The following is a 25,460-nucleotide window of genomic DNA, read 5'->3' on the forward strand; positions in this document are numbered from 1 at the left end:
CGATAACGACCCAGCATGAACCTACCTGCCGCCACCGCCCTGTTCACTCCCAGCTGGCACGCCGAACTGGAGCTGGCCTATGCCCGTTGCGGTGCCACCACGCGCCCGGTGCTGCGCCGCCACCTGGGCCCGCTGCGGGTGCAGAAGCACCTGTATGCCGAAGGCCCCGAGGTTTGCCAGCACATCATCGTCCACCCGCCCGGCGGCATTGCCGGCGGTGATCGGCTGGCCATCAGCGCCCGGGTCGACAGCGGTGCCTGGGCCCAGTTGACCAGCCCCGGGGCAGCCAAGTGGTATCGCGCCACCGGCCCGGCCAGCCAGGCCCTGAACCTGCAGATAGCGCCGGGCGCGACCCTGGAGTGGCTGCCCCAGGAAACCATCGTCTTCAGCGCTGCCCAGGCCGAGCTCACGACCCGCATCGAATTGCAGGGCGATGCCCGGCTGTTCTACTGGGACATCATTGCCCTGGGTCGCCCGGCCAGTGGCGAGCGGTTCGAGCAGGGCCATTTCCAGGCCCACCTGGACCTGTACCGCGACGGCCGGCCGCTGTGGCATGAACGCCAGCGCATCGGCGGTGGCGACGGCCTGCTGGATTCCCCCATCGGCCTGGATGGCCAGCCGGTGTTCGCCACCTTGCTGGTGACCGGTGAAATCGACGGCGAACTGCTGGAACGCTGCCGCGCCCTGGCGCACCCGGTACGCGGCGACCTGAGCCAACTGCCGGGCCTGCTGGTGGCCCGCTGCCTGGCCAGCGAAGCTCTGCAGGCCCGGGCCTGGCTGATCGAGCTGTGGCGCCTGCTGCGCCCGGCGCTGCTGGGCCGCGAAGCCAGGCCACCCAGAATCTGGAACACCTGACCCCCATGCCCTTTTCCACTGCACCTTTTTCTACTGCCTGACAACGGATTGACCACGATGGATCTGACCCCACGCGAAAAAGACAAGCTGCTGATCTTCACCGCCGGCCTGGTGGCCGAGCGGCGACTGGCCCGCGGCCTCAAGCTCAACTACCCGGAAACCATGGCCTATATCTCCGCGGCGCTGCTCGAAGGCGCCCGGGACGGGCAGACCGTGGCCGAACTGATGCACTACGGCACCACCCTGCTCAGCCGCGAGCAGGTGATGGAAGGCATCCCGGAGATGATCCCGGACATCCAGGTGGAAGCCACCTTTCCCGACGGCACCAAGCTGGTCACCGTTCACCAACCCATCGCCTGAGGCCGTGCCATGACCTATCGCATCCGCGATGCCCTGCATGCCGACCTGCCGGCGATCCGCGACATCTACAACGACGCCGTGCTCAACACCACGGCGATCTGGAATGAGCAACCGGTAGACCTGGGCAACCGCCAGGCCTGGTTCAGCGCACGCCAGGCCCAGGGCTATCCGATCCTGGTGATCATCAACGCCGAGGAGCAGGTGCTCGGCTACGCTTCCTTCGGCGACTGGCGGCCTTTCGACGGCTTCCGCCACACCGTGGAACATTCGGTCTATGTGCGCAGCGACCAGCGCGGCAACGGCCTGGGCCCGCAGTTGATGGCGGTGCTGCTGGAGCGCGCCCGGGGCTGTGGCAAGCACGTGATGGTGGCCGCCATCGAGAGCGGCAACAGCGCCTCGGTCCGTCTGCATGAGCGCCTGGGGTTCATCAGCACCGGGCAGATGCCTCAGGTGGGCACCAAGTTCGGGCGCTGGCTGGACCTGACCTTCATGCAGCTGATTCTCAACCCCGGGGCGCCACCGCCCGCCCCGCACAAGGAGTGAAATCTCGATGAACGCCGCCCAACTGCGCCTTGTCCATGGAGAAAGCTTTGCCCATTACCGTCAGGGACTGATCGAGTTGCTGCTGGACTCGGTGCAGCATGGTGCGTCCATCGGCTTCATGGCCGATCTCGACGACAGCCAGGCCCGCAGCTACCTCAGCAGCGTGCAGGCCGGGGTCGAGGACGGCAGCCTGCTGTTGTGGGTGGTGGTACGCGACGAGAAAGTCCTGGCCAGCGTGCAACTGGCCCTGTGCATGAAGGCCAACGGGCGCAACCGCGCCGAGGTGCAGAAACTCCAGGTCCTGCACAGCGCCCGCCGCCGCGGCCTGGGCCAGCAGTTGATGAATGCCCTGGAACAGGCCGCCCGCCAGCACAAGCGCGGGCTGCTGTACCTGGACACCGAGGCCGGCTCCGCGGCGGAAGAGTTCTACCGCGCCTTGGGCTATACCCGGGTCGGCGAACTGCCCAACTACTGCCAGAGCCCGGACGGCACCTATACCGCCACCGCCATCTACTTCAAGACCCTGGGACAACCCCTATGATTCCTGGCCAATACCAGATCCAGCCCGGCGAGATCGAACTCAACGCCGGGCGCCGCACCCTGCGCCTGAACGTATCCAACAGCGGCGACCGGCCAATCCAGGTCGGCTCCCACTACCACTTCTTCGAAACCAACGACGCCTTGACCTTCGACCGAGCCGCCAGCCGCGGCATGCGCCTGAACATCGCCGCCGGCACCGCGGTGCGCTTCGAACCGGGCCAGACCCGGGAAGTGGAACTGGTGGAACTGGCCGGCAAGCGCCGGGTATTCGGCTTCGCCGGGCGGATCATGGGCGACCTCTGATCCCTCGACCCTACGCACGTAGGAGCCAGCTTGCCGGCGAATGCGGTCTTTCGGGCCCCTTCGCCGGCAAGCCGGCTCCTGCAAGACCTGTTTTTGTAAGGAGCTGCGATGAAGATTTCCCGTGAAGCCTACGCCGACATGTTCGGCCCCACCGTGGGCGACAAGGTGCGGCTGGCCGACACCGAGCTGTGGATCGAAGTGGAGAAGGATTTCACCACCTACGGTGAAGAAGTGAAGTTCGGCGGCGGCAAGGTGATCCGTGACGGTATGGGCCAGAGCCAGTTGCTGGCCGCCGAGGTGGTGGACACCCTGATCACCAACGCCCTGATCATCGACCACTGGGGCATCGTCAAGGCCGACGTCGGCCTCAAGGACGGGCGCATCGCCGCCATCGGCAAGGCCGGCAATCCGGACATCCAGCCCGACGTGAACATCGCCATCGGCGCCAGCACCGAGGTCATCGCCGGTGAGGGCATGATCCTCACCGCCGGCGGCATCGACACCCATATCCACTTCATCTGCCCGCAGCAGATCGAAGAGGCGCTGATGAGCGGCGTCACCACCATGATCGGTGGCGGCACGGGACCTGCCACCGGGACCAACGCCACCACCTGCACCTCCGGACCCTGGCACATGGCGCGCATGCTCCAGGCGGCGGACGCCTTCGCCATGAACATCGGCTTTACCGGCAAGGGCAACGCCAGCCTGCCCGAGCCGCTGATCGAACAGGTCAAGGCCGGGGCCATCGGCCTCAAGCTGCACGAGGACTGGGGCAGCACCCCGGCCAGCATCGACAACTGCCTGAGCGTGGCCGATGAGTACGACGTGCAGGTGGCGATCCACACCGACACCCTCAATGAATCGGGCTTCGTCGAAACCACCCTGGGCGCCTTCAAGGGCCGCACCATCCACACCTACCACACCGAAGGCGCCGGCGGCGGCCATGCCCCGGACATCATCAAGGCCTGCGGCCTGGCCAACGTGCTGCCCAGCTCCACCAACCCGACCCGCCCCTTCACCCGCAACACCATCGACGAACACCTGGACATGCTGATGGTCTGCCATCACCTGGACCCGAGCATCGCCGAGGACGTGGCCTTCGCCGAAAGCCGCATCCGCCGGGAGACCATTGCCGCCGAGGACATCCTCCACGACCTCGGGGCCTTCTCCATGATCAGCTCCGACAGCCAGGCCATGGGCCGGGTCGGCGAAGTGGTGACCCGCACCTGGCAGACCGCCGACAAGATGCACAAGCAGCGCGGCCCGCTGCCGGGGGATGGCCCGGGCAACAGCAACTTCCGGGTCAAGCGCTACATTGCCAAGTACACCATCAACCCGGCGATCACCCACGGCATCAGCCATGAGGTGGGCTCCGTCGAAGTGGGCAAGTGGGCCGACCTGGTGCTCTGGCGCCCGGCGTTCTTCGGGGTCAAGCCGAGCCTGATCCTCAAGGGCGGGGCCATTGCCGCCAGCCTGATGGGCGACGCCAACGCCTCGATCCCGACCCCGCAGCCGGTGCACTACCGGCCGATGTTCGCCAGCTTCGGCGGTAGCCGTCACGCCACCAGCCTGACCTTCATCAGCCAGGCCGCACTGGAGGCCGGGGTGCCGGAGCAGTTGGGGCTGAAAAAACGCATCGCCGTGGTCAAGGGCTGTCGCAACGTGCAGAAAACCGACCTGATCCACAACGACTACCTGCCGGATATCGAAGTCGACCCGCAGACCTATCAGGTCAAGGCTGATGGCGTTCTGCTGTGGTGCGAACCGGCGGACGTGCTGCCCATGGCCCAGCGCTACTTCCTGTTCTAGGACCGGCCCACCACTGGGCAGAGTGGCTGCTGAAATGTTCGATTAGGCGCTAAGATGCGTCTCGGTTTTCCACTCACTGCCCAGTAAGGTGCCCGGCTATGCGCCTGTCCGATTTTATCGTGCAGCACGTTGATCGAATCGTTGATGAATGGGAACAATTTGCCAGGAGCCTCGCCCAGGACTCCCTGACCCGCACGGACCTGCGTGACCACGCGCGCTCCATCCTGCTGGCCGCCGCTCGGGATATGTGCACTGCCCAGAGCCCCGGGGAACAACGGGCCAAGGCCAAGGGCGAAGGCCCGGAAAAAACCCCCAGCCTGGATGCCGCGGCCGCCAGCCATGGCGAGCTGCGCCATCACGTGGGTTTTGACCTGGTGCAGATGACCTCGGAATTCCGCCACCTGCGAGCCTGCGTGATCCGCCTGTGGGTGGCCAGCCTGCAGACACCGGACCTGGCCTACCTGCAGGACATGATCCGTTTCAACGAAGCCATTGATGAAGCCCTGGCCGAGTCCACCGCGGCCTATGCCGAACAGGTCAGCCGCTCGCGGGATATCTTCCTGGCAATTCTTGGCCACGACCTGCGGGCGCCGTTGCAGGCAGTGAGCATGTCCACTGAAATGCTGGCACGCAAAGTCGCCCTGGACGGCGACGCCCAGGCCTTCGTTTCACGTATCAAGAGCGGCACCCGGCACATGGGCGCCATGGTCAGCGACCTGCTGGAGTTCGTGCGCAGCCGCCTGGGCAGCAGCCTGCCCATCGAACCTGCGCCCATGGACCTGGCCAGCGCGGCCAAGGCGGCCATGGACGAAGCCTGCGCCGGGCAGCCCGATTGCACCCCGCTGATGAGCTTCGAGGGCGACAGCCATGGCATCTGGGACCGCGGGCGCATCGAGCAGATGCTGCAGAACCTGATCGGCAACGCCCTGCAGCACGGCAACAACCGCCGCACCGTGACCGTGACCATCACCGGTGGCGCGGAACAGGTGCTGTTGACCGTGCACAACTACGGCACGCCGATCCCCCCGGAGGCCCTGGGCACCCTGTTCGACCCGTTGGTGCGCAGCGTCGACGAAGAACTGGGCAACCCCAGCACCAGCCTTGGCCTGGGGTTGTTCATCGTCAAGGAAGTGGTGGTTGCCCACCAGGGCAGCATCGAAGTCAGCTCCAACGCCAGCGATGGCACCACCTTCACCGTGGTCCTGCCGCGCGTCTCCCGCGCCAGTGCCTGAGGCGCTTTGTAACCGCTGGTGCGTTTGTATCGTTTGTGCCGTTTGTATCGTTTTGTAGCCGCTGCTGAGCGCCAGCGAAGCTGCGAACGAGGACGCAGTCCTCGCAACCCGCATTTTCCTGACACACCGCAGTCGCCTGTTTATACGGGCGCTGCGCGCCCGGTCGCTGCCTCGCTAGCGCTCGGCAGCGGCTACAGGCCCACCCTCAGTCCACCAGCAGGCGGCCCAGGCGCTGCTTGAGCATCTGGTTCTCGGCGCGCAGTTGCCGCACTTCGTCCAGCAGGTCCAGGGCCAGGGCCACGCCTTCCCATTCCAGGTCCAGGTCGCGGCGCAACTTCGCCGCGCGCTTGGCCAGGGACAGCTCATAGTCGTTGAAACGCCAGTCCTTGGGCGCCCGGCCCTGAGGTTCGAGGATGCCGTGCTCGACGATTTCGATCACGTAGGCCGCCGACAGGTCGGCCACTTCACAGAACTCTTCCATGTCCAGCTGAACGATCAGGGTGCTCATGATCAGCGCCTCCTAGTGTCGAATCAGAAATTTTCCCGGGGGTCGAACGCCGCCTTCTTCGCCAGCTCCTGCCACAAGGCCTTGACGTCGTCGCCCGCCTGCTTGGGCATGACCGCCTTGAGTTGCACGAACAGGTAGCCGCGCTGGCCGGCCTTGTTCAGCAGGCCATGGCCCTTGGCGCGCATGCGCTGGCCATTCTGGCTGCCGGCCGGAACCTTGAGGTTGATCTTGCCGGTCAGGGTCGGTACCGCGACCTCGGTCCCCAGCGCCAGCTCCCAGGGGGCCAGTGGCAGGGTGATGATCAGGTTCTCGCCTTCGACATCGAACTTGGGATGCGGCGCGAAGCGAATGGTCAGGTACAGGTCGCCATTCGCGCCGCCGCCCACGCCCGGCGCGCCCTGGCCCTTGAGGCGGATGCGCTCGCCGTCGGTGACACCTGCCGGAATCTTCACGTTCAGGCTCTTGCTGGTGTTGCTGACGTGTTGTCCATTGGCGTTGTACTGCGGCACCTGGAAGCTGATCTTCTTCGACTCGGTGGACAGGGTTTCTTCAAGAAAGATCGGCAGTTCCATTTCCACATCCTGTCCACGACGACCGCTGCTGCGGCGCTGCTCCGGGCCGCCGAATCCTGGCCCCCGGTTACCAAAGATCGAACTGAAGAAGTCCGAGAAATCGCCACCGTTCTCGCCGCCGCCAAAACCGCCACGGCTCTGCCAGCCCGGCGGGCCCTGGAAGGGCTGGCCATGCTGGCCGTACTTGCGCAGGTCATCGTACTCGGCGCGCTTGTCGGCGCTTTTCAGCGCTTCATAGGCTTCCGAGGCGTCCTTGAACTTGGCCTCGGCATCCTTTTCCTTACTGACGTCGGGGTGGTACTTGCGCGCCAGCTTGCGATAGGCGGCCTTGATCGCCTTGTCGTCCGCTGTCGGCTCCACACCGAGAATCTTGTAATAGTCTTTGAAGTCCATCGAGGGAATCACCATCCGTTATCAAAGTCGCGCGGCGTGCAGCACAGCATGCTCGGTCTGGCAGCATGAGAATTGATCAATCTCAATTCTCTGACTGAACGGCGCATCAGAAGTTTATCGGCAGCCTCGGGCGGATCTTGTGACCCCAGGTGGCTGCGCGGCCCATGCCTGCAAGTTTGGGGGTCAAGGATAGTCTTTCAAGGCACGACAGGGGGTGATTTAGCAGATAGTCGGCCTTTGCAAGGCGCGAGGACTGGCGTACGCTGCGCGGCCGTTTTTTTCACCGGATCCAAAGACATGAACAACGCCACCCCGGCCCGTGCCTGCGGCATTGACTTCGGTACCTCCAACTCCACCGTCGGCTGGCTGCGCCCCGGCGAGGAGACGCTGATCACCCTGGAGGACGACAAGATCACCCTGCCTTCGGTGGTGTTCTTCAATATCGAGGAACGCCGTCCGGTGTACGGCCGCCTGGCGCTGCACGAATACCTGGAAGGCTACGAAGGCCGGCTGATGCGCTCGCTGAAAAGCCTGCTGGGTTCCAAGCTGATCAAGCACGACACCAGCGTGCTGGGTACTGCCATGCCGTTCAAGGACCTCTTGGGGCTGTTCATCGGCCAGCTGAAGAGCCGCGCCGAAGCCGCCGCCGGTCGGGAATTCGAAGAAGTGGTGCTGGGGCGCCCGGTGTTCTTCGTCGATGACGACGCCGCCGCCGACCAGGAAGCCGAAGACACCCTGGTGGAAGTGGCCCGCAAGATCGGCTTCAAGCACGTGTCCTTCCAGTACGAACCCATCGCCGCGGCCTTCGACTACGAATCCACCATCGAGCGCGAAGAGCTGGTGCTGATCGTCGACATCGGCGGTGGTACCTCGGACTTCTCCCTGGTGCGCCTGTCCCCCGAGCGCCGTGGCGTCGATAACCGGCATGACGACATCCTCGCCACCGGCGGCGTGCACGTCGGCGGTACCGACTTCGACAAGCAACTGAGCCTCCAGGGCGTGATGCCGCTGTTCGGCTACGGCAGCCGGATGAAGAGCGGCGCCTACATGCCCACCAGCCACCACATGAACCTGGCGACCTGGCACACCATCAACTCGGTGTACTCGCAGAAATCCCAGCTGGCCCTGGGCAGCATGCGCTATGACATCGAGGACACCGGCGGCATCGACCGCCTGTTCAAGCTGATCGAACAGCGCGCCGGGCACTGGCTGGCCATGGAAGTGGAAGAGACCAAGATCCAGCTGACCCACGCAGAGAACCGCCTGGTGGCCCTGGACCGGATCGAGCGCGACCTCAGCGTGGACCTGAGCCGAGCCCTGTTCGAATCCTCCATCGACGGTTTGCTGGAGCGCATCCGCACCAGCGTCACCCAGTTGCTGAGCGACGCCAATGTCGGTGTGGGCCAGGTCGATACGGTGTTCTTCACCGGTGGTTCCAGCGGCATTCCGGCGCTGCGCCAGAGCGTGGCGGCGATGCTGCCCAATGCCCGGCATGTGGAAGGCAATATCTTCGGCAGCATCGGCAGCGGCCTGGCCATCGAGGCCAAGAAGCGTTACGGCTGAAACAACTTCGCCGGCCCGCCGGCTCCTACAAGGTTCTGTAGGAGCCCACGGGCCGGCGAACAAGATTCACACCAATCCCGCCAGCTTCAACTCGCTCTTCAGGTACGCGTAATAGATCGGCCCCGCCACCACCCCGGGCAGGCCGAAGGCGGCCTCGAACACCAGCATCGCCAGCAGCAGCTCCCAGGACTTGGCACTGATCTGCCCGCCAACGATCCGCGCGTTGAGGAAGTATTCCAGCTTGTGGATAAAGATCAGGTAGCCCAGCGCCGCCACCGCCACCCAGATCGACAGCGACAGGCCGACGATGGTGATCAGTGTGTTGGAAATCAGGTTGCCGATCACCGGCAGCAGGCCCAACAGGAAGGTCAGCACGATCAGGGTCTTGGTCAGCGGCAGCTTGACCCCGAACAGCGGCAGGATCAGCGCCAGGAAGATCCCGGTGAAGAAGGTGTTGAGCAGGGAGATCTTGATCTGGGCGAAGACGATGTTGCGAAACGCCTGGACCAGCAGGTGCAGACGGTCGAACAGCGCCGCCGCCAGAGGCTTGCGCTTGGTCAGGTCGGGGACCCGCTGCAGGGCAATGATCGCCCCCAGGACCATGCCGATCAGCAGGGTCACGAACATGTGCGCCGCGTCCTTGCCCACCAGTTGCAACTCGCTCAGGTGCTTGCTGGCCCAGGCGCCGATGGCGGCCTGGAACTCGGCGGCGCTGGCCGGCAGGTAGGAATCGAGGAACGGCGGCAACTGGCCCCGGGCCTTGTCCACCACCACCATGAACTTGCCCAGCGAGGCGCCCGGGTTCTCCGCTTCATGCAACAGGAAGCTGATGGCCCCGGCGAACAGTAGGGTCAGCAGGCTGACCACCAGGGTGCCCAGCAGGGCCACCGCCAGCCAGCGCGCACGCCGGCCTTCGATCAGCCGCTGCAGTTGCGGGGTGAGCATGTTGACCAGCTCGAACACCAGCAGACCGGCCAGCAGGCTGGGCAGCAGACGCAGGGGCAAGGCCAGCAACAGGCCACCGAAGATGATGATCCAACTGATGAACAACAGATGACGCTGTGAAAACGCTGGCATATAGCCTCAAGACAGACAGCGGGGAAAAGACCGGCAGTCTGCCAGCCTTCACCCCTGAGGAATAGTGGCAGGCGCCGTGAGGACGCGGACTTACAGGGTACTGGAGTGTTGTGACAGGCGAAGGTTCAGTCGGCTTTGGCCCCGGCCGGCGGGGCCGAAAGGTCGGGCAGCGGCACGTCGTAGCCGCAGTAGTGCAAGCGGGTCAGGGTCAGGCGCTTGTCGGGGTAGTCGCTGCCCCAGGCACTTCCCCGGTCATAACGAGCCTTGCCGCGGGCACAAGCAGCCTGGAGCCGGTTTTGTGCCTGAGCCAGAGCCGAAGGTGCCAGACGCTTGATCTGCAAGCTGGCAAAGAACGGCAGGATAAAGGTCCGATCCAGATCGTAACCCTTGGCGCCCAAAGCCAGACGTTGCCCGGCATGTACATAGAACGGTTGAGTAAGGCCGCTTTCCCCTTCCCAGCACCAATACCTGACCTCATCCTCCCAGAGCCCCACTGCAGCCCCCTGCCAGTGCTCATAGAAGCGCAGGCACTGGTAGCCACCCCGGGTGACCCAATCCACTTCACGGGGTTTGGCACCACTGCCGGGCAAAGCCAATGCAGCCAGCTTGCCCTGGAGAAAGGCGTCGTGGGGATACATCAGCCCATAACCCTCACCGTCGAGAAAACTGCTGACCTTCATGTACAGCGAAGACGCCGATACCTGGACATCGCCATAGGCGAAGGTCCCCTCGGTAGCGACAGACAGGCTGTCGCTGATTCTGTCGTAGTAGAAACCGCCCATGAGCGTACCGCATTCTGTGTGCCGGAACGGTTCAGGCAGGTCGAAGGAGAAACGCTGGGGCAAGGTCACCCGCTTGGCCCCTTCGCTACACAACATGCGCTGCTCGGTGCGTCGCTCCTGCGGCTTGGCGGGGAGGTTCAGGCATCCCCCGAGCAGCAATGCCAGCCCCACCACCACACTTGGACTCCCCCTCATCTGCGGATAGTGTCCTTGCCATTGGCATCGATGAACGTAGGTTCAATGTACCGGGGATTCTTCTTGAACTGGTCCTGCAGCGCATTGGGCGCATCACCGCACATGCCCTTGGCAACACACAGGTAGTTCGAGTGCGGGCTATCCACCCCCATCAACGAGGTGCTGGTCGCCAGCGAACCGAAGAAACGAGCCACCGGGTCGGACGAGTGCGTGAAGTTCTGCCCCAGCAGATCCGACACGGTATCGGTGACCGGCAACATGCCGAAAAAGGTCTTCGACCCCGGACGGTTGACCTGGAAGAAGGCGCCGTTGCCGATATCGAATCCGGCGGCATCGGCGGCTTCAAAGAAGCTCTTGGAACCCACTGGGGCGCCCGACAACTGGATGCTCCCGACCTGGCCATTGAGGTTGAAATCCAGGCCGGAAATCGCCCGGTAGGTCAACAGACCGCCCTGGCTGTGGCCGGCAACGTCCAGCTTGTACTCATCCTTGATCCCGGCCTGGAAGAAATCGTGCAGCTGCTGGGCGTTACCAGAGCGTACCGTCCCGCCCAGCGCCACATCCCACAGCGACTCGACCAAGTCGCCGAGAATCCCGTGCTCGGGGTTGTAGGCCTGCATGAAGGAATCGGAGCCGGTCTGCATCGCACCGTTGACCAATGCCGCCATCAGCGAGTTCTGGATGCCGTTGGTGAACACTGCACCATCACCATCGGGACGCTCGATCTCCATCAGCTTCTGCACGTTCTCGATCATCGGTTTGCCGGACAACGGGTCCACCTTGATGGTCTTGCCGTCGGACTCGTACTGGTACTTGGTCTCAACCCGATAGAAGCGCATGTCACCCGTGATCAAGGCCGGCACCTGGGTGATCAGGCCACCATGGTTCTCGACGCCGGGCATGATGCCACCGGTGTACTTGCCAGCCTTGTCGAGCACGGTTTCCAGGAGCCCGGGAATCCAGGCCAGCGGCAGCAACGACGGGTTGTCGGCCACCACCTGGTCCGCCGCCTTACTCAGGTCGCCAAACTGGGTGAAGATACCCGAGGCATTCTTGCCATAGTTCTTCATCCCCTCCTTCCACTGGTTCAGGGTCTGAATCGGGTGGTTCACCGACTCCAGGGACGACTGCGAGACATACAGGTCGGTACGCTTTTCCTTGTCCTTGGTGATTTCATAGGCCAGGGACACATCGCGGTTCAGGCCCGCAGTGGAGTCGGCGCCAGTCTTGGCGTCGTTGCGCACGGTGATGGTGCCCGCGCCCACTGTGGCGCGCACTTCCTGCTCACGCTCCTTGCGGTAGTCATAGCCGCTGACGCTCCAGCCGGACGCCCCGGTCTTGCCCTTGCCTTCCTGGCTCTTGTCCGTGGTGAAAGCCACGTCCTTGCCGCCGGTGGCCTTGGCGCCATCGCCGCCGCCCCAGCCAAAGGTGCCGCCCGCATTGACGTAGTAGCTGTGCTCCTTGTCCTGGCCGGAGATATCGCGGAAGCCCAGGGTGCCGGTGTCCAGCTTGAGGTTGCCGTTGTCGGCGGCGACCAGCGCGCCGTCGAGCTGGGTGTGGTTCTCGGTGCGGATGTCCACCCCGTTCTTGCCGGTGATGCTGGTCTGCTCCTGGACCCAGTTGGTCTTGCCGGTGGTCTTGCCCATGCCCAGGGAACCGCTGACACTGCCACCGCCGCCCAGGCCGATGCTCACGGTGACACTGGCATCCATTTCCTTACCGCTGACCTTGCCGGTGTCCGGCACCGAGGACACGGTCAGGTCACCGCCAACCCGGCCGATGACCTCACCGCCGCGCAGGGTGGCGCCGGCGATGGTGGTGTCCTTGCCACTGCTGAAGCGCAGCTGGTCGCCGGCTACCAGATTGGCGTTCTGTTGCCGCTGGTTGTCCCGGTCCAACTGGCCCTTGCCCATGTCGACGCTGGCGTAGACCGAGATGAAGTCCTTGCCGCCCACGGCCAGGCCCACTTCACCACCGCCGCTGTGGCGGTTGGACTCGCTGCTGGAATCGTTCTGCGCGGCGCGGATGGTCAGGTCGTTACCGGCGCCCAGGTCGATATCGCGCCCGGCCTGGACCTGGGTTCCGATCAGGGTCAGGTTGTTGCGCGCCTCAAGGCTGACATCACGCCCGGCGAGGAATACCGACGGGGTGTTGGTGCCCTGGTTCATCTGCTCGCTGGCCACACCGTTGCTGCCGCCGATACCGGCACGGGCGCTGCCACCGCCGCTCTGGCCATTGATGCCGCCCTGGCTGCGGGCGGTCTTGCTCTCTTCGGAAACCGAACCGCGGGCCACATCCACATTGATGTCACGGCCCACCAGGGTGATGTCGCGCCCGGCGTCGAACTGCCCACCGCGAATGTTGATGTCATTGCCGGCCACGGCGCTGATATCCCGCCCGGCTCCCAGGCTGGCAGGGCTGTTGCTGTGCACTTCCTGGCGCGAGCTGCTGGACTGGCTGGCCGTACCGAAATGGGTCGCGGCGGTCGGGCCCGAGGTGAACTGGTTGATCGCATCCACGGTGCTCAGCACGCTGGAGGCCTTGCTGGTGTTGTCCTCGCCTTTGCCGGTGCCCTTGAGGGCGTCCATGGTGTTGCCGTAGTTGTGGCTGACATTGACCGTCAGGCCATTGCGGTCACGGCTTTTGCTACGTTCCTCGATCGAGGTTTCCTTGCCCGCGTCGATGCTGATATCGCGCCCGGCCTGCAGGTTGATATCACGCCCGGCATCCACTCGCGAGCCTTCCAGGGTCAGGTCACGTCCGGCCTTGATGGTTGCATCCTGCCCGGCCAGCAACTGGCTCGGCGCCACGGTCTGCTCGGCATTGCGCGATTTCTGCTTGAGGCCTTCGCTGCCCAGGAACGCGGTGACGCCATTGCGATCGCTCTCCAGGGACAGCCCCACATGCTTCTCGGACTTCCAGTTGCTCTGGTCCGAGCTATTGCTGCCGGCCAGGACGTTGATGTCGCGTCCCGCCCCCACATTCAGGTTGCGCTCGGCCGCGGCCGTGCTGCCGATCATGTTGACGTCACGAGATGCCTGCAGGGTGGTGTCACGCCCGCCACTGACCACGCTGCCGACACTCTGGGATTGAATGTTTTCCTGGCCGGATTTCTTCGAGGAGGCAATCGAAGTGAAACTGCCGGAACTGGAGAACCCCACCTTGCTCTTGTACTTGTCGCTCTGGCTGCTGGAGGTGTTGGCCGCGTCCATCAGGTTGATGTCGCCGTTCTTGTCGATCAGCCCGGCGCGCACTTCGGCATCGCGCTTGGCTTCGATGGAACTGGCCGAGAGGTTGACGTTGGTCCCGGATATCACCACGGCGTCATTGCCGGCACTCAGCTCGCTGCCCACCTGGGTGGTGGTGCTGGAGGTGCGGCTGTTGCCGCTCTTGCTCAGGCCGAAGCTGCCTTTCTTCTTCTGGCTGTAGGCGCTGTCCTGCTGCTCCTGGGCAGAGACCAGGCTGACGTCCCGGGTAGCGCCCACCAGCAGGTCGTTGCCGGCCTTGAGCTGGCTGCCGACCACGGTGACGTCGCGTCCGCCGTTGAGGCTGATACGGCCGTCCTTGTCCTGGCTGACGTTGACCATCAGGTCGTGCCCGGCGCTGATCTCGGAGGCCACGTTGGTGGTGGAGGAATCGGCGCTGCGGGTGGTCTTGCTCTTGCCCCAGGAACCCTTCTTCTTCTGGTAGAAGGTCGAGGACTGCTCGTCCTGGGCCGAAGCGATGACGATGTCGCGCTTGGCATTGAGGGACAGGTCGTTGCCGGCGCTGACCTGGCTCGCTACCACCGCCAGGTCGCGCCCGGCATTGAGTTCCAGGTTGCCGCCGGTGGTCACGCTGGAGCCAAGGGTCTGCACCGTGTCGTTGGTCACCAGGCCGCGACGGATCGCGCTCTGGGTGAAGGTGTGGTCCTGCACCGCCAGCAGGTCGATGTCGCGACCGGCGCTGAGCTTGGCATCGCCGGCACTGGCGAGCTGGCCGAGGTTGGTCAGGTCGCGACCGGCGCTGAGGTCCAGCTGCTGGCGCGCGGTGATCTGGCTGCCCTGGTCGAGGATGGTGCGATTGCCCGAGCCGTAGCCGACGGCCACTGCGGTGCGGTCGTTGATGATGTCGCCCTTGATCGAGGTGACGCTGACCTGGTTGCCGCGGATTTCCCCGGCCAGGGCGTTGCGCACGCTGTCCTGGGCCATCAGGCTGACCCGCTCGTTGGCCTCGATCAGGCCGCCCTGGTAGAGGCTGCCGCCAGCATTCACGCTCAGGTCGTTGCTGGCCCGCAGGGTACCGACGTTGGTCAGGTCGCCGCCGGCGATCAGGGTCATGTCGCGCCCCTGTATCAGGCTGCCGCCGCGCAGGTTGCGGGTTTCCGCCTGGGCCAGGTAGAGCACCGGCACCAGCACTTTCTCACCCTGCACTTCGCGGGTTTCCATCCACACGATGTCATGGGTCAGCGAGGCCACCTGGGCCGGGGTCAGGGACACGCCGATGCTCAGGTTCAACTGGTCCTTGGAAGCGATGGCGTTGTCCATCAGGTAGCGGTACTGGTCGTAGTCGCTGGTCAGCCCGGCCGCCAGGAAGCGCTGGCCGGTCTGGGCCAGCACCGCGTCGCGAATCAGCCGGGTCTCGTACAGGCCGTCGCCCAGGCGGCGCCAGGTCTGGTCGGTGTTGTAGTTGAGGTTGCCGAGCATGTAGTCCGAGCTCATGAAGCGCGACAGGTCGGTGAAGGTCGGGTTGGTCTCGATCAGGTAGCGGCCCTGGGGGTTCTGGCTCTTGACGAACAGGCCGTACTCGCCCTGAGGCACGCGGAAGCTCGACAGCGAGGTCGGGTCCACGGCGGCGAACGGCACGCCGGAGAAATCCACCGGGACGAAGCTGACCTGGGTGGTGCCGTCGGCACCGACCTTCTCGATGCGTTGCACATCCTTGGCCACCTGGTTGGCCGCCGCGGAGCTCTGGGCATTGACCGTGATCACCTGGCCGCCCACCTGGGCCAGGTTGTTCTGCAGCGTCTGCCCGGTGAGCTGGGCGCGGCTCTGTTCGCTCTGCACGCCGTTTTCAAGGGTGCCGCTGACCTGCAGGTGCAGGCGCTGGCCGGCCTGCAGGGTGGAGGCGTAGGCAGTCTGGGAGCCCGGGGTGATCACCGTGTGGCTGGCGGGTTCGTAGATCGGGTACTGGGTCACCACGGTCGGCAGCGGGTCCTGCTGGCCCGGCGCGCGATTGGCGTTGGCGGCGTTCCAGGCGATGGTGGCGCGCTCGGCGGCGCGGAACGCGCCCTTGGAAACCCCGTGCAGGAAATAGCTGATGCTCTCGACCCGCTTGTTCAGGGTCAGGCCCCGGTTGTACAGGTTGTTGGCGGTGATGGTGACATCACGGTTGGCGGCGATCAGGCTCTGGTCGTTTTCCACCGTATCGGCATTGATGGTCAGGTCACGGTTGGACACCAGGCGGGCGCCAGCGGAGTGCTCGCCCATGGTGCCTTCGTAGGTGGTGTTAACGATGTAAGTGGCGGTGTGGTAATCGCCGGAACAGTCGGTGCAGTTGATCACGATATTGCGCTGGGTGATGGTTTCGCCGACCTGGTACTGGTCCATGGCGTTTTGCAGCAACGCCACGTTGAGGTTCATGTCGCCCTCGCTTTCGATGGTTCCGGAGCGGTTGCTCAGCAGGGCCGCGCGGCCCCCGTCGAGGGCGGCGAAGCTGAGGTTGCCGGCGCTGTAGATATCGCCGTAGCTGTTGGCCAGGCCGTTGCCCCGCAGGAGCATGTCGCCGCCGCTGTAGATCAGGGTGTCGGCCGAGGTGGTGATGCCGTTGCTGGAGCGCAGCTGCAACTGCCCCAGGGCGCCCAGGGTGCCGCGGTTGTTGATCTGCCCCGCCGACACGTAGAGGTTCTGGCTGGCGATCAGCCGGCCCAGGTTGTCCAGGGTGCCGCGCAGGTTCAGCTCAGTGTCGCCGCCGCTGGCGATACGACCGCCGTTCTGGTTGAGGTCGCTGGCGCCCACCGTGAGCTTGCCCCGGGACGACAGCAGGCCGCTGTTGTTCAGGTTGCCCCCCAGGTCCAGGGTCAGGTAGCCGTCACTGGCCAGTTCCCCGGCGTTGTTCAGGGTTGCGGCGCCCACCCGCAGGCCGCTGGCGCTGGCGATACGGTCGCCGGCACTGAGGTTGAGATCGCCGCCGGTGCTCAGGTCCAGGGCGCCGTTGAGCTGCATCAGCCCGCTGCGGTCCACCCAGCCGATGTCCCAGTCGCCACGGCCCAGGCCGGTGATGCGCCCCTGGAGGCCCGAGAGCCCGCCCAGGTCGAGTTTGAACAGGCCGTTGCCAGCGTGCTCGATGCTGCCGCCGACGTTGTTCAGGTTGCCCGCATTCAGGCTGAAGGCGTTGGAGCCCAGGGCCAGGCTACCGCCCTGGTTGTACAGGCTGCCGCCCAGGCTGATCCGGCTTTGCTCCCCGCCTACGGCGCGGATCCGCCCGCCGGCGCTGTTGTCCAGGTTGCCGCCCACCAGCAGCAGCGAACCGGCCGACTCCACCAGGCCGCCCTGGTTGTAGAGGTTGGCCGCGGTGGTCAGGTCCAACTGCTGGGCGCTGATTTCGCCGCCCCAGCGGTTGTCCAGGGTCTGTCCGGAAGCGCTGAGCAGGCCGTTGGCGTAGAGCTTGCCTGCCTGGTTGGTGAGGCGGTCCACCACCAGCTTCAGGTTGCCGGCCTGGCTGCTGATCAAGCCGGCCTTGCCGTTCAGGGCACTGTTATCCACAGCCCCGGCCGTCACCGCCAGGGTCGCGCCCTGCAGGGTGCCGCCACGGTTGTCCAGGCTGCCCTGGCCCAGGGTGACTTCACCATGGCCGCCCTGGGCCAGGATCATCCCTTCGGCGTTGTTCAGGCCCCCGGCCACCAGGTTCAGGCCGTCGCTGCCAGCGAGCAGTTGCCCCTGGCGGTTGTCCAGCGCGCCGCCATCGACCTCCAGGCGCTTGCCCTTGAGGGTGCCGCCCTGGTTGTCGAGACGGGCCAGCTGGGTGACCTTGAGTGCCTGGTCACCGGCGTCGATGACCCCGGCGCTGTTGTTCAATACGCCGTTGTTTAGGGCCACATGCAGCCCCCCGGCCTTGGCCACCACTGCGCCCCTGGCGCTGTTGTCCAGGCCCGCGGCGTTGATCCCGACGCTCTCGCCGAGGATCACCCCGCCACTGTTGTTCAGTTGGCCGCCGTTGACTTGCAGATGCCCGTCGCTTTGCAGGCGCCCCTGGCTGTTGAGCAACTGCCCCGGGGTGGCGCCGTCGGCAGTCAAGGTCAGCAGCAAGCCGTCGCTGCCCGCCGCCAGCAAGCCTGCGCCCTGGTTGTCCAGGCGCTGGGTGCTCAGGCTCAGGCGGTCGCCCACCAGTTGCCCGCCACGGTTGTCCAAAAGGCCGTTGTTGGTCAGCAGCAATTGATTGCCCACCACCACGCCGCCCTGGTTGTTCAGGCTGCCGGAGCCGATCTGCACATCGCCGTTCTTGGCCTGCAAATGGCCCAGGGCGTTGTTCAGATGCTGCTTGACCGTCAGGGTCAGCTGGCCGGCTTCGGCGCTGAGTACCCCGCCCTGGTTCTGGCTGAGGCTGTCGAGGTTGGCGGTCAGTACGTTGCCGATCACCTGGCCCTGGTTGTTGGCCAGGTCCCGGGCTTCCAGCAGCAGGTTGTCCTTGCCTTGCAGCAGGCCGCCCTGGTTGTCGATGTCCGCGGTGTGCAGCTCAAGCCCGGTGGCATCCACCGTGCCGCCCTGGTTGTCGAGCTTGCCACTGCTGGTGAGGGTCAGCTGCGGAGCAACCAGGGTGCCAGCGCGGTTATCCACGCTGGCGGACTTGAGGCTGAGCAGCGATGTGGCCTGGAGCTTGCCACCCGCATTGATCAGGTCCTGGGCGAGGTTCACGTGCAACTCGCCCTTCTCGGCGCTGACCAGGCCCTTCTGGCTGTTGTCCAGGCGCGTGCCAGTGATCTTGATCTGGTCGGCCAGCAGCTTGCCGCCCTGGTTGAGCAACTCTGCGCCCTTGGTTTCCAGCAGGGTCTGGGCCTGGAGCTGGCCACCGTTGTTGTTCAACTGCTCGCTGACCTTGAAGGTGGCGCTGCCCTGGCTGGCCCCGATCAGGCCCTGCTGGTTGTCCAGCCGCCCGGCGCTGATCTCTACCCGGTCGGCAATCATCGAGCCTTTCTGGTTGCTCACTTCGCGGGCCTTGAGGGTCAGGTCGGCGCCCGCCACTTCCAGGCGCCCGCCGTTGTTATTCAGGCTATCCAGAGTGAGGGTTGCGGCCTGCTGCTCGCCAAAGCGGATCAGGCCGCCCAGGTTGGCGATGGCCGGGGTGGTCAGCACCAGCTCGTGCTGTGCCAGCACCCGGGCCTGTGCGCCCTGGTTGACCAGGCGCGCGGTCTTGACCTCGACCTTGGGCCCCTGAATCACCCCGTTCTGGTTGTTCAGGGCCTGGCGCGCGGTCAGCTCCAGGTTGCGGCTGGCCAGTACGTTGCCGCGGTTCTCCAGGGTGTCGGCGGTCAGCTTGACCTCGCCGTGATCGTTGCGGCTGTTGTCGGTGTTGACTCCGGCTTCGATGATGCCGTGGTTGACCAATTGCGCGGCGTCCACCACCTGGACCCGGTCCCGGGCCGCCAGGCTGGTCTGCACCTGGATCTGCTCGGCGGCCTGCAGGGTCGCTTCGGTGCCGGCGTAGGCCTTGCCCTTGAGCTCGATGCTCTGGGCCTTGATGGCGATGGCCTGGTTGGCGCCCATGCCGGCGACCGTAACCTTGCCGTTGGCGTCGATCTGGATATCACCGGTGCTGGCCGCCATTTCCCCGGACATGTTCACCCCCACGCCCTTTTCCGTGCCCACCAGGCGGATCGCCCCGGCGTACATGCCGCCCAGGGCCGAGCTGTCGATGGCCAGTTCCGGCTTGGCGCTGGCGTCGGCATCCCGGGCCGTGACACTCAGGTCATCGGCCTTGACGTCGTTGCGCCCGGTGATGACGTTGAGCTTCTTGGCGTACAGGTCGGCATTGAGCTTGGTACTGCGGGTGATCAGGTCGAACTGGTCGATGTTGCTGGCGTTGAGGCCGGCGCCTTCGATGCTGATGTCGCCGCCATCGACCTGGAAGCGATCGAGTTTCTGCCCTTCGATCACCGGCTTGCCGGTGGTCAGGGTGGCCCGTGGGGTGTTGATGAAGCCGCAGCCGTTGCAGGTGATGCCATGGGGGTTGGCGACGATCACCCGGGCCGACTGCCCGGCCACTTCGGTATAGCCCGCCAGCTTGCTGCGATTGCTGCCGGTGACTTCGTTGAGAATGACCTGGGCCGCCTGCCCCTTGAGGTTGGGGTTGCCCATGATGTAGCCGCCCAGCTGAGTGTTCTGGGTCGAGCCGGTACCGTTATTGAGGATCAGGCCGTTGCTGCCGACGTTGTATTCGCTGAACTTGTTGTGGGACAAGCCGGCGCCGTTGGCGGCGTTGATGTTGACGATGGGTACGCCATTGCCGGCCGCGCCGATGGTGGCGTTGCCCCCCGCGGCCGGGTCCAGGGCCAGGCCTGCGGCCACGCTGACGATCGGGTTGAGAAACAGGATCCCCGACAACGACAGGGCAATGCATTGGGCAAAAGGCTTGCGTACGTCCATGTGCGAATCATCCATTCAATAACGTTGCGGGCGAGTCAGAAGAACAGGTCTACCCGGAAGTACACCGGGTGCTCTCGCCTCTCGATAATTGCCGGTCGCTCCAGGGAGCGTGCGAAGCTGACGGATGCAGCCAGGTACTGGCCGCGGGCATTGAGTTCCAGGGCATTGCCGCTCATGCGGCCGCGGGCATCGTGGTTGTAGCGATCGCCCTTGATCACCCCCACGTCATACGCAAAGGCCATGCCGTATTCCTGGACAAAAGGCTGCAACGCCGGCCAGGTCACCGCACGGCGCCAGCGCAGTTGGTTGCGCCAGTAGCCGCCGCTGTTGCCGGACAGGGTCTGGTCCTGGAAGCCACGCACCGAGTTGAGGCCGCCGAGGCTGATGCGCTGGGGGCTGAAGAGCACGTCCTCGCTGCGCTGCCCGGTGGCCAGGCTGTCGAAGCTGAAGTTTTCGTTCCACAGGCGAAAGGGCTGCAGGTAGCTCAGGGTCAGGCTGTATTTGTTGTAACGGGCCACCGGCTCGCTGCCATGGGGATTGCCGCTGCCCTGGGCATCCAGGGCGCCGATGCCCTGCTGCCAGCCAATGTCGGCGTTGACCAGGGCATTGCCGATGCGCCGCCCATGGTTGAAGCCCAGCTGGCTTTCGGTGATGCGGTTGCTGGACACGTCGATCAGGTTGTCATCGATGTAGTTGCGCGTGCGCAACTGGCTCAGGCCCAGGCTCATGCCGGTCTTGCTCAGGTTGTCGCGGTGCAGCACCCGTTCGGCGCGCAACTGCTGGTTCTTGCTTTCGCCGTCCATGGTGAAGTCGAAGCCGGTGCTGTCATTGCGGGTGCGGTAGTAGCTCTGGCTGTAGGAATAACTGAGGGTCCACCAGCCCCAGGGCAGGCTGTAGAACAGGCTCTGGTTGTCGGAGTGGCGCCAGCGGTCGCTGACCGTGTCCTGGTTGGCCCGCAGGCTGAGCTGGTCTGCCAGGCCCAGGGGGCTGTCCCAGTCCAGGCCGAGGCCGGCCTGCTGCTCGCCGGTGCTCTTGTCGCCGCTGTTGTTGCGGGTGGCCGATACCCGCCAGGGTTTCAGACGCTGGCCCTTGAGCCCGACACGGCTGTCGCCCAGTTTCTCTCCCGGGGCCAGTTCCAGTTCCACCTGGCGCGAAGGCAGGCGAGTCAGCTGGTCCACCAGTTGCTCCAGCTCCCGCAGGTTGAGCACCTCGCCGGTGGTGCCGGGAAAGGCCATGGCCAGTTCCCGCGAGCTGGCCAGGGCGGAACTGTCCAGGCTCTCCAGGCGGCCTTCGACCACCACGATGGTCAGTTGCCCCGAGGCCAGTTCCTGGGCCGGCAGGTAGGCCCGGGTGGTGACATAGCCCTGCTGCAGGTAGTGATGGGTGATGGCCTTGAGCAGGGTGTTGATCTGCGTCACCGACAGGCACTGGTCGCGATAGGGCGCCACCAGGCGCTCGCGATCGGCGGCGGAAAGATGATCGGCACCCTTGAGAATCACGGTCTTGATGGTGAAGCAGCGCTGCTCGCCCGGTTGCGGGGCAGGCTCGGGGGGCAAGGTCTTGCCGGGGAGTTGCTGGAGTTCGTCGAGGCGCTTCTGCTGCTCTTGCAGCAACTGCTGCTGGCGATCCCGAATCAGGTCGCGATCACCCGGCGTCTGCAGCGGCGCGGCACTGAGCGCGAGCGAAGCAGACAAAGCACAAAACGCTACTACAGGCCTGAACAAGCCAAAACGCGACATGCTTTCCATTCCCTAGAATCACGGATTTTGGCTGGCCAAACGTCCGCGTGGTGCGTCCCGGCACCTGTTTTCGAAGGGAATAAAGTGTAAATGTAAAAAAATTTACATAATAAAAAAGCGACGAGCGGTAGCTTCCAGACCTATCTCATTGAAAGCTAATGGTTTATGTGCTGCGAAACTCTGAAAAACCGATGCAGGCCAAGGTCCTGTAGTGCGCGCGATACCTCGGCCCCATCGATTCAGGCTCATTTCTTCTTCAGGCAATCACTCATGAACGCCTTGCGCGCATCGCCCTTGAGCGCCTGGGTGGTGGCCGTGGCGTTGCAGGTCTTCATTCTTTCCTGAGGCGTGGACGGGGTAGCCGCAGCTGCCGGGGCCGCCTTGAGGCAAGTGCTCATGAAGGCTTTGCGCTCATCGCCCTTTAGGGTCTTGGCGGTGGCCTCGGCATTGCAGGTGGTCATCTTGTTCTGCTGGGCGGTGGCGGCAAAACCCTGGGAGCACAGCAGCAGGCCCACCATCAACAACGGAATACGCAACATCTTCATGGAGTTTTCTCCTTGTCACCGCACCGACGGGCACGGCCTCCAGCGCAGTGTAGACAAAGCCTGTTACACCTTCACCTGTTCTGCAGGCCGGCCCGGCGATACTGCTCCGGCGTGCTGCCAGCCTGGCGCTGGAACATCGCGATAAACGCCGAGGCGCTGCTGTAGCCCATGTCGAAGGCGATTTCCTGGATGCTGCGCGAGCTCTCCAGGGCCTCGATGGAGGCCAGGAAACGCTGGCGCTGGCGCCATTCGCCAAAACTCATGCCCAATTCGCGCACGAACTGCCGGGCCAGGGTCCGCTCGCTGACATGGGCCAGCCCCGCCCAGTGGGCCAAAGGCTGGTTGTTGCCCGGTTCGGCCTGCAGGGCCTGGAGCACCCGCAGCAGGTCGGGGCTGCTGGCGTAGGGCAGGTAACAGGTATGCACCGGCGCCTGGCGCAACTGGTCCAGCAGCACCTGGGCCAGGCGCTGGTCGGCCTCACCCTCGGGGATCTGCACGTCACGGGCGGCGAAGTCCTTGAGGATCGCCTTGAGGATCTCGCTGATGGCCAGGGTACTGCCCCCGGCCGGCAACTCGGCACACAGCTCCGGGGCCAGCAGTACGGCGCGGTAGTTGATCGGCTGCGCGGTGTAGAAACTGTGGGGCGTCTGTGGCGGCACCCACACCGCATATTGCGGCGGCGACATGAAACGCTGGCCGGCAATCTCCATGTGCATCACGCCGTGGGCCGAATACTCCAGGCAGCCCCAGGGGTGGCGATGCTCCAGGGCATGGCTGTGGGCGGCGAAGTCGGCATAGCGGAAGTACACCGGCGCGGGCAGCCCGTGGAAATCCAGGAGATCGATGTGTTTTTTGCTCATGCTGTCCGGATGTCGGGGCGGGTTGTCCGGTTCGCAGTATAGGCATTGATCCGGACAAGAGGATAATCAGCCTTCATCAACTGTCTGGTTGTCTCCATGCAATACGCTTATCCACTGCTGGCCATCTTTATCTGGGCCGGCAATACCGTGATCAACAAACTCGCCGTGGGCGCGATCTTTCCCGCGGAGATCGGCTTCTATCGCTGGTTGCTGGCGGGCCTGCTGTTCACCCCCTTCATGCTCAAGCCAGTGATCAAGCACTGGCCAGAGGTCCGCCCCAACCTCTGGCGCATCGCCATTCTCGGCGTGCTGGGCATGGCGGTGTACCAGAGCCTGGCCTACTTCGCCGCCAGCCTGACCTCGGCCACCAACATGGGCATCATCCTTTCGCTGATGCCGCTGATGTCCCTGGCCATGGCCATCGCGGCCCTGGGCCAGCGCCTGACTGCCGGAGCCCTGGTGGGCGCCGTGCTGTCCTTCGCCGGAGTGCTGGTGGTGGTGTCCTCCGGCAGCCTGGCCGCGCTGCTGCAACACGGGGTCAACCTGGGGGACGCGATGATGCTGGTGGCCACCCTGGCCTACGCCATCTACAGCACCCTGCTGAAGAAATGGCAGCTGCGCCTGCCGCCGCTGGTGCTGTTGTATCTGCAGGTGCTGGTGGCGGTCGTGGTGCTGCTACCGTTGTTCCTGGCTTCGCCGAAGGTAGGCCCGACTCTGCAGAACATTCCGCTGGTGCTCTATGCCTGCCTGCTGGCTTCGATGCTCGCGCCCTTGGCCTGGATGCAGGCGGTGGTGCGCCTGGGGCCAAGCCGGACCACGCTATTTTTCAATCTGCTGCCGTTGATCACGGCGCTGATTGCGGCAGTGGTGCTGCATGAGCAGTTGGCCTGGTTCCATTTGGTGGGTGGCTTGCTGACCTTGGGCGGGGTGATTCTCTCGGAACGCTGGACCACCGTGCTGGGACCGCTCGCCGGCAAGCCGGCTTCTGCCGGGCAACGCTGAGATCAGAGGCCGGCGGCCTTGAGGCGCCGGGCATGTTCGACGAACAGGCGGATCGGCTCCGCGCCCTTGCCCACCAGCCCCAGGGACTGATTGACGATATCGAAATGGTCCAGCGGGTAATCATCGCCAATGACCTGCCCCAGGTGCGAGCTGTAGCGCCCCACCATGCCGTCGCACTGGCCGGCTTCACGGACGAAGGTGCGGGCGAACAGCCGGCAACTGCGGTTGGTGCCGTCGAACAGGTTACGCCCGCGGTTGGTCTTGCCCGGCTGCAAAATGCCGGACCAGGAGTAGTAGTGCACACCGTCGACCTGCGCCGCCCCTTGCCCACCCCATTCCTGCGGCAACCCCTGGGGGTACTGGCGGTTGAACAGGGCCACGCCCTCGGTGGTCAGGGACTGGTGCGAAGCATGGATATCCACCGGCTGCTTCGGTCCGCGATAGCCGGTTTCCAGCAACCGCATCAGGCTTGAAATCCCCCTTAGCAGCAGGCTCAGCACTCGCCCCCGCAGGCTATGGGCGGGTGAATGCCGTTGCAGATAATCCGCCAGCTCGGAGCCATGGTTGGGCCCCGCCACCGACGTTACCGAGGCCACCCAGTCCGGGCGCTTGGCGGCGGCATAACGCGCGGTGAGCGCGCCCTGGCTGTGGCCGATCAGGTTGACTCGGGCGGCGCCGGTCTCGGCCATGATCCGCTGGATCTGCGCCAGCAACTGCTCACCGCGCACCTCGCTGGAATTGAGCGGCGAGACCTGCACCGCGATCACCTGCGCCCCGCCCCGGCGCAAGGCCGGAATGATCCCGTACCAGTAGGGGTACAGCAGCAGGCGGACAAAGCCGAGCATGCCGGGCACCAGGACCAGGGGGTAACGGGTGGCAAGCTCTTGGGACATGCGGCGACATCCTTGTGCGAAGGCAGCGGGGCTGGCTGAAAGCTAGACCATAACCGGGGCCGTCGTCAG

18 protein-coding genes are annotated in these 25,460 nt (G+C 64.8%); 9 read left to right on the forward strand and 9 right to left on the reverse strand.

Features of this window, described 5'->3' with window-relative positions; all coding sequences use genetic code 11:
* Positions 1-15 precede the first annotated feature (15 nt).
* The 7 genes from BLS75_RS25415 to BLS75_RS25445 all read left to right on the forward strand — a co-directional run bounded on the left by BLS75_RS25415 (position 16) and on the right by BLS75_RS25445 (position 5,642).
* Positions 16-855, forward strand: a complete 840-nt coding sequence (locus BLS75_RS25415; protein ID WP_065364898.1) for an urease accessory protein UreD — start codon at positions 16-18, stop codon at positions 853-855.
* Between the two features lie 57 nt (positions 856-912).
* On the forward strand, positions 913-1,215 hold the full coding sequence (ureA, locus tag BLS75_RS25420; RefSeq protein ID WP_011059003.1) for an urease subunit gamma: 303 nt from the start codon (positions 913-915) through the stop codon (positions 1,213-1,215).
* A 9-nt stretch (positions 1,216-1,224) separates the two neighbouring features.
* The gene (locus BLS75_RS25425) at positions 1,225-1,758 is read left to right on the forward strand and encodes a GNAT family N-acetyltransferase (RefSeq protein ID WP_072452012.1); all 534 of its coding nucleotides are present in this window, start codon (positions 1,225-1,227) and stop codon (positions 1,756-1,758) included.
* Between the two features lie 7 nt (positions 1,759-1,765).
* On the forward strand, positions 1,766-2,299 hold the full coding sequence (locus BLS75_RS25430; protein WP_011059001.1) for a GNAT family N-acetyltransferase: 534 nt from the start codon (positions 1,766-1,768) through the stop codon (positions 2,297-2,299).
* The gene (locus BLS75_RS25435) at positions 2,296-2,601 is read left to right on the forward strand and encodes an urease subunit beta (protein WP_011059000.1); all 306 of its coding nucleotides are present in this window, start codon (positions 2,296-2,298) and stop codon (positions 2,599-2,601) included. The genes BLS75_RS25430 and BLS75_RS25435 overlap by 4 nt, the downstream gene beginning before the upstream one ends.
* A gap of 108 nt (positions 2,602-2,709) precedes the next feature.
* A complete protein-coding gene (gene ureC, locus BLS75_RS25440) occupies positions 2,710-4,410 on the forward strand; it encodes an urease subunit alpha (protein WP_041115656.1) in 1,701 nt (566 codons plus the stop codon).
* A 98-nt stretch (positions 4,411-4,508) separates the two neighbouring features.
* Positions 4,509-5,642, forward strand: a complete 1,134-nt coding sequence (locus BLS75_RS25445; protein WP_011058998.1) for a sensor histidine kinase — start codon at positions 4,509-4,511, stop codon at positions 5,640-5,642.
* 205 nt (positions 5,643-5,847) lie between these two features.
* On the opposite strand, the gene BLS75_RS25450 is transcribed toward BLS75_RS25445, so the two are convergent.
* Together BLS75_RS25450 and BLS75_RS25455 are read right to left on the reverse strand one after the other, a co-directional pair.
* Entirely contained in the window at positions 5,848-6,150 is a 303-nt protein-coding gene (locus BLS75_RS25450) for a chaperone modulator CbpM (RefSeq protein WP_011058997.1), read from the reverse strand.
* A gap of 23 nt (positions 6,151-6,173) precedes the next feature.
* Positions 6,174-7,115 (reverse strand): DnaJ C-terminal domain-containing protein, encoded by a 942-nt coding sequence (locus BLS75_RS25455; protein ID WP_072452198.1) that lies wholly within the window; start codon positions 7,113-7,115, stop codon positions 6,174-6,176.
* Between the two features lie 297 nt (positions 7,116-7,412).
* Between BLS75_RS25455 and BLS75_RS25460 the strand changes: the two genes are divergently transcribed.
* A complete protein-coding gene (locus BLS75_RS25460; protein ID WP_011058995.1) occupies positions 7,413-8,678 on the forward strand; it encodes an Hsp70 family protein in 1,266 nt (421 codons plus the stop codon).
* A gap of 66 nt (positions 8,679-8,744) precedes the next feature.
* Here the strand turns inward: BLS75_RS25460 and BLS75_RS25465 are convergent, their stop codons facing one another.
* The 6 genes from BLS75_RS25465 to BLS75_RS25490 all read right to left on the reverse strand — a co-directional run bounded on the left by BLS75_RS25465 (position 8,745) and on the right by BLS75_RS25490 (position 23,496).
* Positions 8,745-9,755 (reverse strand): AI-2E family transporter, encoded by a 1,011-nt coding sequence (locus tag BLS75_RS25465; protein ID WP_011058994.1) that lies wholly within the window; start codon positions 9,753-9,755, stop codon positions 8,745-8,747.
* Positions 9,756-9,880: 125 nt separating this feature from the next.
* The gene (locus BLS75_RS25470; protein ID WP_176876771.1) at positions 9,881-10,732 is read right to left on the reverse strand and encodes a hypothetical protein; all 852 of its coding nucleotides are present in this window, start codon (positions 10,730-10,732) and stop codon (positions 9,881-9,883) included.
* Positions 10,729-20,367, reverse strand: a complete 9,639-nt coding sequence (locus tag BLS75_RS25475) for a hemagglutinin repeat-containing protein (protein WP_239690689.1) — start codon at positions 20,365-20,367, stop codon at positions 10,729-10,731. Before BLS75_RS25475 ends, BLS75_RS25470 begins: the two co-directional genes overlap by 4 nt.
* A 20-nt stretch (positions 20,368-20,387) precedes the next feature.
* Complete coding sequence (locus tag BLS75_RS25480) at positions 20,388-22,091, reverse strand: ShlB/FhaC/HecB family hemolysin secretion/activation protein (RefSeq protein ID WP_041120529.1); 1,704 nt, start codon at positions 22,089-22,091, stop codon at positions 20,388-20,390.
* Positions 22,092-22,336: 245 nt separating this feature from the next.
* The gene (locus BLS75_RS25485) at positions 22,337-22,636 is read right to left on the reverse strand and encodes a PsiF family protein (protein WP_011058988.1); all 300 of its coding nucleotides are present in this window, start codon (positions 22,634-22,636) and stop codon (positions 22,337-22,339) included.
* Positions 22,637-22,707: 71 nt separating this feature from the next.
* The gene (locus BLS75_RS25490) at positions 22,708-23,496 is read right to left on the reverse strand and encodes an AraC family transcriptional regulator (RefSeq protein WP_011058987.1); all 789 of its coding nucleotides are present in this window, start codon (positions 23,494-23,496) and stop codon (positions 22,708-22,710) included.
* Between the two features lie 96 nt (positions 23,497-23,592).
* Between BLS75_RS25490 and BLS75_RS25495 the strand changes: the two genes are divergently transcribed.
* Positions 23,593-24,498 carry a DMT family transporter gene (locus tag BLS75_RS25495; RefSeq protein WP_011058986.1) on the forward strand — a complete coding sequence of 302 codons (906 nt, stop codon included), beginning with the start codon at positions 23,593-23,595 and terminating at the stop codon, positions 24,496-24,498.
* Positions 24,499-24,500: 2 nt separating this feature from the next.
* On the opposite strand, the gene BLS75_RS25500 is transcribed toward BLS75_RS25495, so the two are convergent.
* The gene (locus BLS75_RS25500) at positions 24,501-25,391 is read right to left on the reverse strand and encodes an esterase/lipase family protein (RefSeq protein ID WP_072452015.1); all 891 of its coding nucleotides are present in this window, start codon (positions 25,389-25,391) and stop codon (positions 24,501-24,503) included.
* Positions 25,392-25,460 lie beyond the last annotated feature (69 nt).

Origin of the sequence: Pseudomonas sp. NFPP12 (genome assembly GCF_900103205.1) — a bacterium.
Taxonomy (GTDB): Bacteria; Pseudomonadota; Gammaproteobacteria; order Pseudomonadales; family Pseudomonadaceae; genus Aquipseudomonas; species Aquipseudomonas protegens.